The organism is Providencia sp. PROV116, assembly GCF_028482485.1.
GTDB classification, from domain to species: Bacteria; Pseudomonadota; Gammaproteobacteria; order Enterobacterales; family Enterobacteriaceae; genus Providencia; species Providencia rettgeri.
Genome location: NZ_JAMPQO010000005.1, coordinates 159791 through 173821 on the forward strand (window position 1 = coordinate 159791; position 14031 = coordinate 173821).

At 40.0% G+C, this 14031-nt stretch carries 14 protein-coding genes; 7 read left to right on the forward strand and 7 right to left on the reverse strand.

All coding sequences use genetic code 11. From position 1 onward, the window contains the following. Positions 1–2 precede the first annotated feature (2 nt). Both hlyD and cecR read right to left on the reverse strand, forming a co-directional pair. Positions 3–998: a secretion protein HlyD gene (gene hlyD / locus PSE72_RS04975; protein ID WP_115167704.1), complete on the reverse strand. Its 996-nt coding sequence runs from the start codon at positions 996–998 to the stop codon at positions 3–5. Between the two features lie 153 nt (positions 999–1151). After that, positions 1152–1850 (reverse strand): transcriptional regulator CecR, encoded by a 699-nt coding sequence (cecR, locus tag PSE72_RS04980; RefSeq protein ID WP_109910978.1) that lies wholly within the window; start codon positions 1848–1850, stop codon positions 1152–1154. Positions 1851–2135: 285 nt separating this feature from the next. On the opposite strand from cecR, the gene rhlE reads away from it, so the two are divergent. From rhlE to PSE72_RS04995, 3 genes are all read left to right on the forward strand, one after another. After that, positions 2136–3473 (forward strand): ATP-dependent RNA helicase RhlE, encoded by a 1338-nt coding sequence (rhlE, locus tag PSE72_RS04985; protein WP_109910979.1) that lies wholly within the window; start codon positions 2136–2138, stop codon positions 3471–3473. A 168-nt stretch (positions 3474–3641) separates the two neighbouring features. Then, positions 3642–4583, forward strand: coding sequence for a tRNA dihydrouridine(16) synthase DusC (dusC, locus tag PSE72_RS04990; RefSeq protein WP_115167703.1), 942 nt, complete (start codon positions 3642–3644; stop codon positions 4581–4583). A 159-nt stretch (positions 4584–4742) separates the two neighbouring features. Beyond that, the gene (locus PSE72_RS04995) at positions 4743–4991 is read left to right on the forward strand and encodes a GlsB/YeaQ/YmgE family stress response membrane protein (protein WP_004256598.1); all 249 of its coding nucleotides are present in this window, start codon (positions 4743–4745) and stop codon (positions 4989–4991) included. Between the two features lie 80 nt (positions 4992–5071). Here the strand turns inward: PSE72_RS04995 and sseA are convergent, their stop codons facing one another. Both sseA and PSE72_RS05005 read right to left on the reverse strand, forming a co-directional pair. Beyond that, positions 5072–5911: a 3-mercaptopyruvate sulfurtransferase gene (gene sseA / locus PSE72_RS05000; RefSeq protein ID WP_115167702.1), complete on the reverse strand. Its 840-nt coding sequence runs from the start codon at positions 5909–5911 to the stop codon at positions 5072–5074. 38 nt (positions 5912–5949) lie between these two features. Further along, a complete protein-coding gene (locus tag PSE72_RS05005) occupies positions 5950–6111 on the reverse strand; it encodes a hypothetical protein (protein ID WP_004256593.1) in 162 nt (53 codons plus the stop codon). Between the two features lie 257 nt (positions 6112–6368). Here PSE72_RS05005 and dinG point away from each other — a divergent pair, with 257 nt between their 5' ends. Next, on the forward strand, positions 6369–8480 hold the full coding sequence (dinG, locus tag PSE72_RS05010; RefSeq protein WP_004909193.1) for an ATP-dependent DNA helicase DinG: 2112 nt from the start codon (positions 6369–6371) through the stop codon (positions 8478–8480). 136 nt (positions 8481–8616) lie between these two features. On the opposite strand, the gene dps is transcribed toward dinG, so the two are convergent. Further along, positions 8617–9120 (reverse strand): DNA starvation/stationary phase protection protein Dps, encoded by a 504-nt coding sequence (gene dps, locus PSE72_RS05015; protein WP_004909197.1) that lies wholly within the window; start codon positions 9118–9120, stop codon positions 8617–8619. Positions 9121–9446: 326 nt separating this feature from the next. Beyond that, positions 9447–10334, reverse strand: coding sequence for a threonine/homoserine exporter RhtA (gene rhtA / locus PSE72_RS05020; RefSeq protein WP_004909200.1), 888 nt, complete (start codon positions 10332–10334; stop codon positions 9447–9449). Positions 10335–10653: 319 nt separating this feature from the next. Here rhtA and PSE72_RS05025 point away from each other — a divergent pair, with 319 nt between their 5' ends. From PSE72_RS05025 to PSE72_RS05035, 3 genes are all read left to right on the forward strand, one after another. After that, positions 10654–11229, forward strand: coding sequence for a TIGR00730 family Rossman fold protein (locus PSE72_RS05025; RefSeq protein WP_109910982.1), 576 nt, complete (start codon positions 10654–10656; stop codon positions 11227–11229). 30 nt (positions 11230–11259) lie between these two features. After that, positions 11260–11718: a GNAT family N-acetyltransferase gene (locus tag PSE72_RS05030; protein WP_004909204.1), complete on the forward strand. Its 459-nt coding sequence runs from the start codon at positions 11260–11262 to the stop codon at positions 11716–11718. A gap of 235 nt (positions 11719–11953) precedes the next feature. Beyond that, entirely contained in the window at positions 11954–13552 is a 1599-nt protein-coding gene (locus tag PSE72_RS05035; RefSeq protein ID WP_115167701.1) for an ABC-F family ATPase, read from the forward strand. A 69-nt stretch (positions 13553–13621) separates the two neighbouring features. Here PSE72_RS05035 and PSE72_RS05040 read toward each other — a convergent pair whose 3' ends face one another. Next, positions 13622–13957: a zinc ribbon domain-containing protein YjdM gene (locus tag PSE72_RS05040; RefSeq protein ID WP_004909208.1), complete on the reverse strand. Its 336-nt coding sequence runs from the start codon at positions 13955–13957 to the stop codon at positions 13622–13624. Positions 13958–14031: the final 74 nt, after the last annotated feature.

The following is a 14031-nucleotide window of genomic DNA, read 5'->3' on the forward strand; positions in this document are numbered from 1 at the left end:
TCTTACTGTTTATTATCAGCAAATTGAATAGTCACTGGCATTCCTTGACGTAAAGCATCATCAGCATCATTGACGACGATACGTAGTCGATAGACTAAGTCGGTTCTTAAATCCGGTGTTTGTACGCTTTTAGGGGTAAATTCGGCAGTAGGGGAAACAAAACCGATGGTGCCATGGTAAGGCTGGTTTGGGCGGCTATCCGTATACAGTAAGACTTCTTTACCGGGGATGGCATCACCAAGGTGCGGTTCACTCACATAGGCTCGAACCCAAACTGGATTTGTTAAAGTGACGCTAAAAACGGTATTACCTGCACCGATGATCGTGCCTGGCTCTATTGCTCGGGTTAAAACAGTTCCAGGGGAAGGCGCAGTTAAAACGGTATCTTGTAAGTCAAGTTCAGCTTGAGCGACAGCTGCCTCGGCTTGTAGCCATTCGCCTCGCGCAGCCGCTATCTCCTCTTGGCGAAAGCCACTTTGGTATTGATTCAGCTTATCTTGTGCTGCTTGAAGGGCGGCAAATGCTTGGTTTCGATTGTTCTTCGCGTTGTCTAAGTCATTAGCTGAAATAACGCGAGACGCAGCAAGCCCTTGCTGACGTTTATAAAAGTTATCGGCATACTGCCAAGCGGCTTGTTTTTGCGCTACTTCAGCTTCAACCTGTGCAATCTCTTGAGTTCGGTAACCACTTTCTTTCAAAGCAAGTTGAGCTTTGGCGCTATCACGTACCCCTTTGGCTTTATTTAAGGCGTTAATGTAGGGGCGATCATCCAGTTGACCAAGTTGCTCGCCTGCAATAATTTTTGCGCCTTCATCAACGTTTAGGGATTTGAGCTTACCTGATACTCGGAAACCAAGATTCACTGTCCGAACATCTACATTGCCGTACAGTGTTAATATTTTGTTTTGCTGTGATTGATAGTAGTAATAACCGCCAATTGCAGCACCGATTAATATGAGAATAATGAAAACAACAATAGAACGGCTTTTATTGCTCATAGCTAACCTTACTTAAAGAATCCACGATATGAAAACAAATTATGTTGTTAGAGGCCGCTGTTTTTAATGGGAAAATGTGGCTCAAGTTGCAATAAAATCATCAGCCTCTAGTTATTATCAATGTGAATGAATCACTTTAATATTTTTATCATATCACTTTTCATATTGTTTGCGATGGCGTAAGCCTGCTAATAATATATTTGTATGTTCAATAAGAACTTGATTAATAATTTTAAATTCATTTTCATTAATATGTTTCCAACCAGTTTGGCGTAATAACGTTTCTCGAGCAATACGAAATGAAAGGGTTTCGCCAAGGATTGCGTGTGTGTGGATTAGCGTTGTTAAATGATTGGGGTCAGCACCAATATAAATCGCTATCAAACGGTTTAGGCGCGAATGTATTGGGCCTAAAGCCTGTTCATGAATTATCGTATAGGCTTCGGTGGGGTTGAGTTGTTCACGTGCTAATATGCGAGAAAAGCTTAAATTTTTCTTTTCCAACTGAAAATGATTATAAGCAATGACTGTTTTTTGTAGTAAATCAAGCGCATCATCAGTTACCTGTACTGACAAAGGTTGATTTAGAAAGTTGTCAATTGCTTGAAAAACATCATGGAAATCGTCCCTGATTGTTTTTGCAATAAGCTGAGCAACAGCTAAGTAAAGCCCTTCTTTTGATCCAAAATAATAAGAAATTGCGGCAATATTTTGCCCTGATGCCTGTGCGATTTTGCGTGTAGTAGCGCCATCAAGCCCTTGTTCTCCATATACATCAGCAGCAGTGAGAAGCAATTGCATTTTCGCATTTTCTCCTCGCAACGTTGACGATGAACTTGTATTCATAACCATTCCTTTAAAAATTCAGAATTAAATAACACCTAATTAGCTCTTAATGGCTTTTCATGTTAATAAAAAGTAAAAAACGACATCTCATAGTACCATATAAGTATATATACTATACGAATGAGATTTTATATTAATTTATTAAGCAAACTAAATTAATATATTTATCATCTGCAAATAATGTTAGAATTTTACACAGTGTCGCACGGCAGTTTGCGCTTTTTCTTCTGACTCACTTCCCCCATAACTGCCACATTCAATTTGAAGCGGTGAAGCCCGGAGTAATTTAATTTGACTACTTTTTCAGACCTCGCGTTAAACGAGGAAATTTTGCTTGCCATTAATGAATTAGGTTATGAAAGCCCTACGCCTATTCAACAACAGGCTATCCCAGCTGTGCTTGCAGGAAACGACCTTTTAGCTAGCGCTCAAACTGGTACGGGTAAAACAGCAGGTTTTACATTACCAATTTTACAAAAGCTTATTACAACTCCTCGTGCAGGAAAGGATCGCAAGCCTATTCGTGCGTTAATTTTGACGCCAACAAGGGAGCTTGCAGCGCAAGTTGCTGAAAATGTAAAAGAATATAGCCGTCATTTACGTATTCGTTCTTTTGTGGTCTTTGGTGGGGTGAGTATTAACCCACAAATGATGAAGTTGCGTGGTGGGGTTGATATCTTAATTGCGACTCCGGGGCGTTTATTAGATTTAGAACACCAGAATGCGGTAGACCTTTCTCAAGTCGAAGTTTTTGTACTGGATGAAGCTGACCGTATGTTAGATATGGGGTTCATTCATGATATTCGTAGGGTGATTAATAAGTTACCCAAAAAGCGCCAAAACTTATTATTCTCAGCAACGTTTTCAGATGAAATCAAACAACTGGCAAATAAATTACTCAATAACCCTGTGACTATTGAGGTTGCTCCGCGAAACTCAGCTTCTGAGCAAGTGACTCAATATGTGCATTTGGTTGATAAAAAACGAAAAGCGGAATTACTTTCGTTTATGATTGGCCGTGAAAACTGGCAACAAGTCCTTGTTTTTACACGTACAAAGCATGGTGCAAACCGTCTGGCTGAGCATTTAAATAAAGATGGTGTCAAAGCTGCTGCTATCCATGGCAACAAAAGCCAAGGGGCTCGTACTCGTGCACTAGCTGACTTTAAATCTGGAGATATTCGTGTGTTAGTGGCAACGGATATCGCAGCCCGTGGTCTCGATATTGAACAGCTTCCTTATGTGGTGAATTTTGAGCTTCCTAATGTTGCCGAAGACTATGTTCACCGTATCGGTCGTACAGGCCGCGCAGAAGCTACTGGAATGGCAGTTTCTTTAGTGTGTATCGATGAGGCCAAGTTACTCAAGGATATCGAGAAATTATTGAAAAAATCAATTCCATTGATGGCGATTGAAGGCTATGAGCCCGACCCTTCCATAAAGGCTGAGCCAATTCAAAAAACACCACAACGCAATGAACGTCGTTCAGGCGGTTCAGGTGATAGGAATCAAAGTAAAGCACCACGTCGTAGCAATGCACCATCATCAAAGCCGAGTTCAGGGAAGGGCGCGGGTTCCCCATGGAAAAACGCACAGAAAAAAGTTAAACAAGGGCGAAGTGACAGCTAACCTTTCATAAGCTTTCGGCTCTTTTTAATGTTAATAGCATTAAAAAGAGCTACTTGCAAAGTCACGTTAAGTTAGTTTTTGGTATCTCCCACCTTAGAAGTTTTTCTGCTCATCTATTAAATAAACGGTATGATAAGCAGGTATTATTACGTTTTTTGTGAGCCATTTATGCGCGTTTTGTTAGCTCCTATGGAAGGAGTTTTAGACCCTCTAGTTCGTTGTTTATTAAGTGAAGTTAATGACTATGACCTGTGCATAACCGAGTTTGTTCGCGTGGTTGATACCCTTTTACCGGCAAAAACATTCTACCGTTTATGCCCTGAACTAAAGTATGGAAGCCGCACCCCTTCAGGGACATTAGTTCGTGTGCAGCTATTAGGGCAGCACCCTCAGTGGTTGGCAGAAAATGCAAACCGAGCGGCTGAATTAGGATCTTGGGGAGTCGACTTAAATTGTGGTTGCCCATCAAAAACAGTCAATGGTCATGGTGGTGGTGCGACTTTATTAAAGCAACCCGATTTAATCTATCGAGCCGCTAAAGCAATGCGAGAAGCAGTTCCAAAAGAGTTACCTATTTCGGTTAAGGTTCGTTTAGGGTGGGATAGTTCTGAATTTGCTTATGAGATTGCAGATGCAGTTCAACAAGCAGGAGCAACAGAACTTACTGTTCACGGTAGAACCAAAGAAGACGGTTATAAAGCAGAGAACATTAATTGGTCTGCCATTGGCGAAATCCGTCGTAAATTGTCGATTCCAGTGATTGCTAATGGTGAGATTTGGGATTATACAAGCGCACAGCGCTGCCTTGAAATCACAGGATGTGATGCCGTAATGATTGGCCGTGGAGCACTCAATACGCCAAACCTTAGCCGGGTAGTCAAATTTAATGAGTCTAAAATGCCTTGGGAGCAAGTTGGCAAGTTGCTATTAAAGTATACGGAACTTGAAAAACAAGGAGATACAGGCCATTACCATGCTGCCCGAATTAAACAATGGCTAGGCTATTTACGCAAAGAATATCATCAGGCAGATGAACTATTTTCTCAAGTTAGATCGTTAAAAAATGCTCAACAGATTTCACAAGTGATAACTGAAATAGTGAACAATTAATTATGAATAATGTTAATTAGCAAGAATTTATAGTTGCGAAATTAACTTATAGGGTCTTTACTTAATTAGTAGGAGAGCGATTTAATTTACTTAAAGCTCTACTATTATATGAGAACATTTTGACATTATAGTGAAATTACCTAGTCTGGGAGGCGTAAGATGGGTGTAATTGCTTGGATTATTTTTGGTCTAATTGCAGGTGTTTTAGCTAAGTGGCTGATGCCAGGTACTTATCACATGGGGTTCATTATGACCACCGTGCTGGGGATTGTTGGTGCCGTTGTGGGTGGTTACATCAGTACTTTCTTTGGTAAAGGAAAAGTTGATGGCTTCAACTTTGGGAGTTTTGTTGTCGCGGTCATCGGTGCGATTGTCGTACTGTTCTTAGCCGGAATATTTGCCAAATAGCCATTTCCTCTACTTGGTAAATGCTCATTCTATAAGCCACTTAAATATCGAGTGGCTTATATTTTTATGGGAGAAGAGAGTTACGATTCGATTGGCAGGCCGTTATCTTGCCCCCATTGGGCCCATGAACCATCATACAAACGTACGTTTTGGTTACCTAATAATGTTAATGCCATTAATACCACAGCAGCGGTCATTCCTGAACCACAGGTCGTCACAGAAGGTGCATGGATATCTACACCTTGCTTAGCAAAGATAGCTTTAAGTTGCTCTGGTAATTTGAATGTACCATTTTCCACCAGAAGATCCCATGGGACGTTTTTGCTCCCTGGAATATGCCCCATACGCAAACCCGGACGCGGTTCTGGCGCTTGGGCAAGAAAGCGTGGCTCTGCGCGAGCATCAATAATTTGAATTTTGCCTTGATTTACAATCTCAAGTACTTGTTCTTGATTCAGTGCGTTACTGTCTTTACGTGTGGCATGGAATTGCTTCGCAGCTGGCGGAGTGACTTCCCCTGACTGAACATCAAACCCAGCAGCTTTCCAAGCATCGATGCCACCGGCTAAAATTTTAACGTTTTTGCAGCCCATCGTGGTGAAAGTCCACCATGCTCTTGGGGATGAAAATAAGTTATTCTGAGAATAAATAATAACTTGGGTGTCATTGCCAATGCCCATGGCACTAACTGCTTGGCTAAAAACTTCAGCACTTGGCAGCATATGGGGTAAATCACAGCTTTTGTCTGCAATTTCATCTTGATGAAAGAACTGAGCGTTAGGAATATGTTCTTCTAAATATTGTTGGCGGTAGTCATAAGGTGCGGTTGGTGGTGGAGAGGAAGCATCGAGCACAATGATGTTATTATCAAATAGATGTGAATTTAACCATTGTGGGGTTACGAAATAATCGTTGTACATAAGCTATCTCCATCCTGGGTTGATATATTATTTTAAAATTACTGAATTTGATTTGGTGCTGGCAGTGCAGAAGGGGATTGCGGTTGCCCTTGCTCAAGCGGTGTTGTTGAACGCGTATAAATGTTCATACCAGCTAAAACAATACCGCCTACAGAACCAAAAGCACATAATGCGCAAAGTGCGATAACAACCTTTTTCATTTTCTATAGCCTGCCTAGTGATAAAAATCCAAATAGTGTAAGAACTCAAAGTATAACCGGATGAGTGTTGCAAACAAGTTAAAAGCTATTTTTTCTGTCGCATAATGGGCGTTTTGCAAAAAGCTTCCCAATTTTTATGTATAATGGGTATTAATACAGTAGTTTTGCGAAGCGGTTGGCAAAAGAGTTTTTTTCATATTTCGTATTGTTGTCAGTTTCGTTATCTTTCATTTTAACTTTGGTCACCTGCATAATTTATGTCCCTGTCGAATAAAACTAAAGAACAAATAACTCAGTGGTATAAAGGGTTGTCCGTACAAATTGATGGGTTTGTTTCAAGAGCCCCGCAGCGGCAGATGATAGCGCAAGTCGCGAAAAATTTAGCGGATGATGACGGTCGCCATTTGGTCATAGAAGCGCCTACTGGGGTAGGGAAAACGCTATCTTATTTAATACCGGGGATAGCGGTTGGTAGGGAAGAAGGAAAAACCTTAGTGGTTAGTACGGCGAATGTGGCATTACAAGACCAAATTTATAGTAAGGATTTACCGTTATTAAGCAAAATTATTCCTGATCTAAAATATACAGGTGCATTTGGGCGTGCTCGTTATGTTTGCCCCCGTAATTTAGAAGCTATTTGTGCAGCAGAAGGTGAGCAAATAGATTTAATGTTATTGGTGGAAGACAAAACGGAAATTGCGAATAGTGAAGAACGGGCAATTTGTCAGCAGCTGCGGCATGATTTTCAAAGCTTTGCATGGGATGGGCTAAGGGATCATCACAAACGGGCATTTAGCGATAGCTTATGGCGTAAAGTCAGCACAGATAAAATGAACTGTTTAGGCCGTAATTGCCAATTTTATCAGCGGTGTCCATTTTTTATTGCTAGGCGAGAAATCGAAGATGCAGATGTAGTGGTTGCTAACCACGCGTTGGTAATGGCAGCTATGGAGAGTGAGTCGGTATTACCTGACCCGAAAAATTTATTATTAGTGCTTGATGAAGGTCACCATGTTCCAGACGTTGCAAGGGATGCCCTTGAAGTTGAAGGCGAAATTACGTTAGTTCAATTAACGGCACAGCTTGATAGCTTTATTCAGCATGTTGGGCAATATATGGGGCAATTTCGTCCAGCAAAGCCACCAAAGTTAGCTAACCCTGAACGATTACAGCAACATGCAGAAAAATTGCGTGAAACATTTCGTGATTTTTCATTACTAGCAAATGCCTTATTGCCAGAAACGTCAAAAGAAACTGAGTATTTATTTCCGCTAGGTGTATTGCCTGAAGCAATGCAATTAAGCTGTCAGGTGCTATTTAAGCAGACAGATGCCCTACAGGGGTTAGCGGAAGCTATCTTAAATGATTTGACGGAACAAACTGCGAAGCAAGATATTGTTCGCTTACATCGGTCGATTATTGTGACTAGTAGGGCTATGGGATACTTTGAAAATATGTCGAAGCTCTGGCGGCTGGCGGCATTAGAGCAAAGTTCAGGTGCCCCTGTGTCAAAATGGTTAAGTCGGCGTTATGAGAAAAACCAATCTCGTTTCTTTATGCATTGTGCAGGGATCCGGGTGAGTGAGCAATTACAACATTTGTTATGGCGAAATATTCCTCATATTGTGATTACATCAGCAACGCTGAGGTCGTTGAACAGTTATTCACGTTTTATGGAACTTACTGGGCTGTCTGAAAAAAGTGATGATCGCTTTGTGACATTGTCCTCTCCTTTTAACCATGTTGAGCAGGGAAAAATTATTATTCCTAAAATGGAATATGAGCCAACGATAAACAATGAAGCGGAACACTTAGCGGAAATGGCGGTGTTTTTTCGTGAACAATTTATTAAAAATACTCACCGTGGCGTGTTGGTTTTATTTAGTAGTCAAAGAGCAATGGAAGGTTTTCTTGAGCACGTAAAAGATTTGCGTTTGCAGCTTTTAGTTCAAGGAGATCAACCACGTTATCGGTTAGTCGAAACACATTGTGAAAGAATTAATCAAGGGCAATCTAGTGCTTTAATTGGCTTACAATCGTTTGCTGAGGGATTAGACTTAAAAGGGGAATATTTAACGCAGGTCCATATTCATAAAATTGCATTTCCACCAGTAACAAACCCTGTGATTATCACTGAAGGTGATTGGTTGAAGTCGTTGAAGCGATACCCGTTTGAAGTTCAAAGTTTACCGAGTGCTTCATTTAATTTGATACAGCAAGCAGGTAGGTTAATTCGTAGTCATGAATGTTATGGTGAAATTATTATTTATGATAAACGGTTATTAACTAAAAATTATGGCAAAAGATTATTAAATGCATTACCTGTATTTCCGATAGAACAGCCTGAAATATCTAAAAACAGTAAATAATTATCATTAAGTTAATGTGTTTTTTTAAGGTATTTAAATTTCAATAATAGTTTGATTTATATAGCTAATTGTTAGTAAATAAAATGGCCACTTTGCAGTGGCCATTGGTCAATTTGAATTGACTCTATTTACGACATTACTCAATATTAGCTTCTAAAAACCAGAGGAATTTATCCATATCGCGGGAAGCCGCGGTAAACATATCTGCGGTATCTTCGTCTTCCACTTCATCAATTGCTTTTCGAATATCATTCGCGACGACCGCATAACGGTCTGCTAATGCTTTCAAATGATCTTGTACACTGTGAATATTAATTGGGTAAGCCTCTAACGAAGTGAAGCGGCTAACTTCTTGGGTTGTACCAATAGCAACGCCTCCCAATTGAACTGCGCGTTCAGCGAATTCATCTAAGTGTTCAACTAGCGTGGTTCTAAAACCATCTAACATTTCATGTACGGCGATAAAATTGCGACCACGCATATTCCAGTGGGCTTGTTTAGTCATTAGAGAGAGATCGGTAAAATGGACTACCATAACATTAAGTATTCCAATGGTTTCCAATTTTACGCTGTCTTCCATATCATTGCGTGTATATAAAAGTTCATTTGAAGATGCTTTAAATAATTTAGCTGTACTCATGATTCATCCTCTCTTAAATATGAATTTGTTTAGTAACCTCATCTGTCAATAAATATAAAATAATAAACCGACTTTGTCATAATGTAATAAACGATTAGTTTAATAGGCCTATTCGATAGGTTTTATTAACTGTTAATTTATTGTGGATCTTGAATGCTGATAGTTTTTAGCAATAAGTGCTATAGCACCAATTAAATAATAAAATAAAAATAAAAAATGATTATTTCAAATTGATGAATAAATCTTTACATGAAAAAAGGTTAATAAATATCAGCATATTGAATTTATTAACCTTAACTGGCTTCGTTTGCCATTAAATTTTGTAGCTAGGACACTTTTTCTATTTTTGACTTTGGTACCGCTGTTGAGGTTGAACCAATAGAAGCACAGACAATACATAACAATGCCAACCATTGAGTCATCGTTAAGTGTTCATGTAGAAAAACGATCCCCAAAAATGCGCCCATACAAGGTTCAAGGCTCATTAATGTACCAAAAGTTCGAGCAGGCAAGCGAGTTAGCGCGATCATTTCTAATGTATAAGGGAATGCGGTTGATAAAATCGCGACGGCTAGCGCAAGAGGTAAAATTGATGGGTCAAACATCACCTCGACTCCTGTTTGCATTAAGCCAATAGGGAAGAAGATCAAGGCAGAAATAAATGAACCGATTGCGACTGTTGCTGCACCGTAGCCAGCACCTGCGCGTTGTCCGAAAATAATATAAATACCCCAACAAACCCCTGCTCCAAGTGCATAAATGGCGCCGAGTGGGTCAATGGAATCGATATTATCGCCAATAGGGAGTAAAAATAACAACCCAACAATAACCAGCGCTATCCACAGAAAATCAATAGGGCGACGAGAAGAAAACATTGCAACGGCTAATGGCCCTGTAAACTCTAATGCAACGGCTATCCCTAATGGAATACGCTCAAGAGACAGGTAAAATAAATAATTCATGGTTCCTAAGGACAAGCCATAAGTTAACAATGGAACCAGTGAATTTCTTCTGAATTTTAAACGCCAAGGCTTAAAAATAACAAATAATATAATCGTAGCAAGCAATAAACGTAAACCAGTAACACCGGGAGCGCCGATAACGGGAAATAAAGTTTTAGCTAAAGAAGCCCCGCTTTGAATAGAGGTCATTGCAAGCAGTAATAACCCTATAGGCAATAGCGGAAATGCGCTCTTTTTAGTATCGGCAGACATAAATAAGTAAACCTCGGAAAACGTAACTTAATTGATAATAAATATTTAGAAAATAGGTATTTAGTGGTGAAAAATAATTTCTTAAAGATTATCTCATAAAACGGCACGGCTTTATATTTCTTTGTGGTTTAGCTATCGCTCATAAGGGGGGAAATGTGCTCTATTGGCTGTCAATATATTGGTTTAGGTGAATTGTAGTGCTATAAACATGAATTAGTCTCATTTTATTATGACAGAGGGCGAAGCTTGAGCTTCTGCATTAGGCTCGTATAATTCAATTCTCTAAAAAGTCACAATAAAAATGGAAAATGAGGAACAGATGGGAAAGATTAAAAGTATTGCAGTGTATTGTGGTTCCAGTATGGGAAATAATGAGGTCTATCAGCAAAAAGCCATTGAATTTGCTAAAGAAATGGTTAAGCGTGATATTACATTAGTTTATGGCGGTGCTAGTGTGGGAATTATGGGGACAATTGCTGATACCGTTTTGTCATTAGGGGGAAAAGCGATTGGAGTTATCCCATCATTGCTAGAAGAACGCGAAATTTCTCATAAAAATTTAACCGAGCTATATAAAGTTGAAACGATGCATCAGCGTAAAAGTAAAATGATCGAACTTGCTGATGCCTTTGTCGCTTTACCTGGCGGTTATGGCACACTTGAAGAGTACGCAGAAGTATTTACTTGGAGCCAAATTGGTTTACATGCTAAGCCGTGTGCCTTGTTTAATATTAATAATTATTGGCAGCCATTGATTGATATGACAAATAAAATGGCAGATGAAGGTTTCCTGCATGAAAAATATCGTCATATGGCGATTGTGAATGATTCACCTGCTGAATTATTAGAAAGTTTTGAATCTTATATTGCCCCATCAATTAAAACCTACGACTAGCATCAATACTGAAATAACAGAGAGGAATGCATGATAAGGGAAGCTATCAAAAATGATGTGGACTCTATTCTTTCACTTTACCAAATTTTGTTTTCGGAGATGGCATTACTTGACCCTGAGCGCTTACAACCCGCTGAACAGGCTAAGGAATTTATTGAAAATGCAATTATTGACGATAAATTTTATGTGTTAGTTGCTGAATTCAACGGTGAGATTAAAGGGTTTTGTATTGCACAACAGCAAATCGCTGACCCTTATAGCTGCATTGTTCCTCGAAATTTTGGTTATATTTTTGACCTAGTGGTTGATCCTAATTTCCGTGGTGAAAAAGCAGGGCAAAAATTACTAACTGCGATGAAAGCGTGGGCGAAAAGTCGACAACTAAGCCACTTGGAGCTGTCAGTATTAGCGCAAAATCATAAAGCGATTAAGTTTTATGAACGAGAAGGGCTTACTGAAATCAGTCGTACTATGGGGATCACACTATAGTTTGGCAATATAATCGGTCTTTCCTTTCGTGTTAATCAATTTGCTGAAAACAGCACAAGATCTAAGCGGCGTAATATGGCATAATGCGCCGCTATTTATACCTGCCGTACTCTAATGACCATGCATGGAATGCATTTTACTGCTCAAATCATTATTTTGGGTTATTTTGCACGCCGCAGTCATGGGCCTCTAATCATCGCAGGCTATTTTACACCGTTTAATTTAAGGCATAGCAGTGTTAACAACGAACAATATCACTATGCAGTTTGGCAGTAAGCCACTGTTTGAAAACATTTCAGTTAAATTTGGCACAGGCAACCGTTATGGTTTGATCGGCGCAAATGGCGCGGGTAAATCGACATTTATGAAGATCTTAGGGGGCGATTTAACCCCTACAGCTGGAAATGTGAGTACGACCGATCCAAATGAGCGTATTGGTAAACTTCGCCAAGATCAGTTCGCATTTGAAGAATTTACCGTACTTGATACCGTGATTATGGGTCATAGCGAGCTGTGGGACGTCAAACAAGAGCGCGATAGAATCTACGCCTTACCTGAAATGAGCGAAGAAGACGGCTACCGCGTGGCTGATCTAGAGGTCGCTTATGGTGAAATGGACGGTTATAGCGCGGAAGCTCGTGCCGGTGAATTATTGTTGGGTGTAGGTATTCCTGTCGAACAACACTATGGGCCGATGAGTGAAGTTGCACCAGGCTGGAAACTGCGTGTGCTGTTGGCACAAGCCCTATTTTCTGACCCAGATATCTTATTACTCGATGAGCCGACGAATAACTTGGATATCGATACTATTCGTTGGTTAGAGCAAGTGCTGAACGATCGTAACTGCACGATGATCATTATTTCCCATGATAGGCACTTTTTGAATACCGTATGTACGCACATGGCTGACCTAGATTACGGTGAATTGCGTTTATTCACAGGTAACTATGATGAATATATGATTGCGGCAACCCAAGCGCGTGAGCGACTATTATCGGATAACGCGAAGAAAAAAGCGCAAATTGCTGAGTTACAGTCTTTCGTTAGCCGCTTTAGCGCGAATGCCTCTAAGTCGAAACAAGCGACTTCTCGTGCACGTCAAATTGATAAAATTCAATTGGATGAGGTGAAAGCGTCTAGCCGTCAAAACCCATTCATTCGTTTTGAACAAGAGAAAAAATTGTTCCGAAATGCACTTGAATTAGAAGCAGTGACCAATGGTTATGATCAAGGGCCATTATTCAAAAACATCAATTTATTACTGGAAGTTGGCGAAAAAATGGCGGTTATTGGTGCTAATGGTATCGGTAAAACGACATTCTTAAAAACGTTGGTGGGCGAGCAGCCTGCAACTAGCGGAATGGTTAAATGGTCAGAAAACAGTAACATTGGTTACTATGCCCAAGACCACGCAGAAGATTTTGAAACAGATTTAACCGTGTTTGACTGGATGAGTCAGTGGAAAAATGAAGGGGATGACGAGCAAGCGGTGCGCAGTATTTTAGGCCGTTTACTGTTTTCTCAAGATGACATTAAAAAGAAAGTTAAAGTGTTATCCGGTGGTGAACAAGGGCGTATGTTATTTGGCAAGTTAATGATGCAACAGCCAAATATTTTGATTATGGATGAACCAACCAACCACTTGGATATGGAATCCATCGAGTCATTAAACTTAGCCCTCGAATTATACAAAGGAACGTTAATTTTCGTTTCCCATGACCGTGAGTTTGTTAGCTCGTTGGCGAGCCGTATTTTAGAAATCAAAGAAGATAAAGTAATTGATTTCAAAGGTAGTTATGATGAATACCTGACAAGCCAAGGTGTAGTGCTTTAAATATCGTTTTGGATTAGAAACAAAAAGCCCTCAGTTTTGATTGAGGGCTTTTTAATGGGCGAAGTAAACTTAGTTTTTCTTCACAAACTCAGATTTCAATTTCATTTGACCGAAACCATCAATCTTACAGTCGATATTGTGGTCGCCCTCGACCAAACGGATACCTTTAACGCGGGTACCGATTTTTAGCATTGAAGAGCTGCCTTTGACTTTGAGATCTTTAATCACGGTGATGGTATCGCCATCAGCTAGCAGGTTGCCATTGGCATCTTTTACAATTAATTCATCAATATCAGCTACAGGCTCGGCATCATTCCATTCATGCGCGCACTCAGGGCAGATATACATATCGTTATCAGTATAGGTGTATTCAGACTGGCATTTCGGGCAAGGAGGGAATTGCATATTCATACTCTCAGTAACTTTATCAAAAGAATAAACAGTGGTGATATTTAAACCATCAAGCACCACAAAAGGGG

What these genes read in the sequence shown, in the direction of transcription:
- PSE72_RS05040 (WP_004909208.1), bottom strand. Translation starts at nt 13,957, where the DNA reads ATGCAATTCCCTCCTTGCCCGAAATGCCAGTCTGAATACACCTATACT.
- dusC (WP_115167703.1), top strand. Translation starts at nt 3,642, where the DNA reads ATGCGCGTTTTGTTAGCTCCTATGGAAGGAGTTTTAGACCCTCTAGTT.
- PSE72_RS04995 (WP_004256598.1), top strand. Translation starts at nt 4,743, where the DNA reads ATGGGTGTAATTGCTTGGATTATTTTTGGTCTAATTGCAGGTGTTTTA.
- sseA (WP_115167702.1), bottom strand. Translation starts at nt 5,911, where the DNA reads ATGTACAACGATTATTTCGTAACCCCACAATGGTTAAATTCACATCTA.
- PSE72_RS05005 (WP_004256593.1), bottom strand. Translation starts at nt 6,111, where the DNA reads ATGAAAAAGGTTGTTATCGCACTTTGCGCATTATGTGCTTTTGGTTCT.
- hlyD (WP_115167704.1), bottom strand. Translation starts at nt 998, where the DNA reads ATGAGCAATAAAAGCCGTTCTATTGTTGTTTTCATTATTCTCATATTA.
- dps (WP_004909197.1), bottom strand. Translation starts at nt 9,120, where the DNA reads ATGAGTACAGCTAAATTATTTAAAGCATCTTCAAATGAACTTTTATAT.
- PSE72_RS05030 (WP_004909204.1), top strand. Translation starts at nt 11,260, where the DNA reads ATGATAAGGGAAGCTATCAAAAATGATGTGGACTCTATTCTTTCACTT.
- cecR (WP_109910978.1), bottom strand. Translation starts at nt 1,850, where the DNA reads ATGGTTATGAATACAAGTTCATCGTCAACGTTGCGAGGAGAAAATGCG.
- PSE72_RS05025 (WP_109910982.1), top strand. Translation starts at nt 10,654, where the DNA reads ATGGGAAAGATTAAAAGTATTGCAGTGTATTGTGGTTCCAGTATGGGA.
- dinG (WP_004909193.1), top strand. Translation starts at nt 6,369, where the DNA reads ATGTCCCTGTCGAATAAAACTAAAGAACAAATAACTCAGTGGTATAAA.
- rhtA (WP_004909200.1), bottom strand. Translation starts at nt 10,334, where the DNA reads ATGTCTGCCGATACTAAAAAGAGCGCATTTCCGCTATTGCCTATAGGG.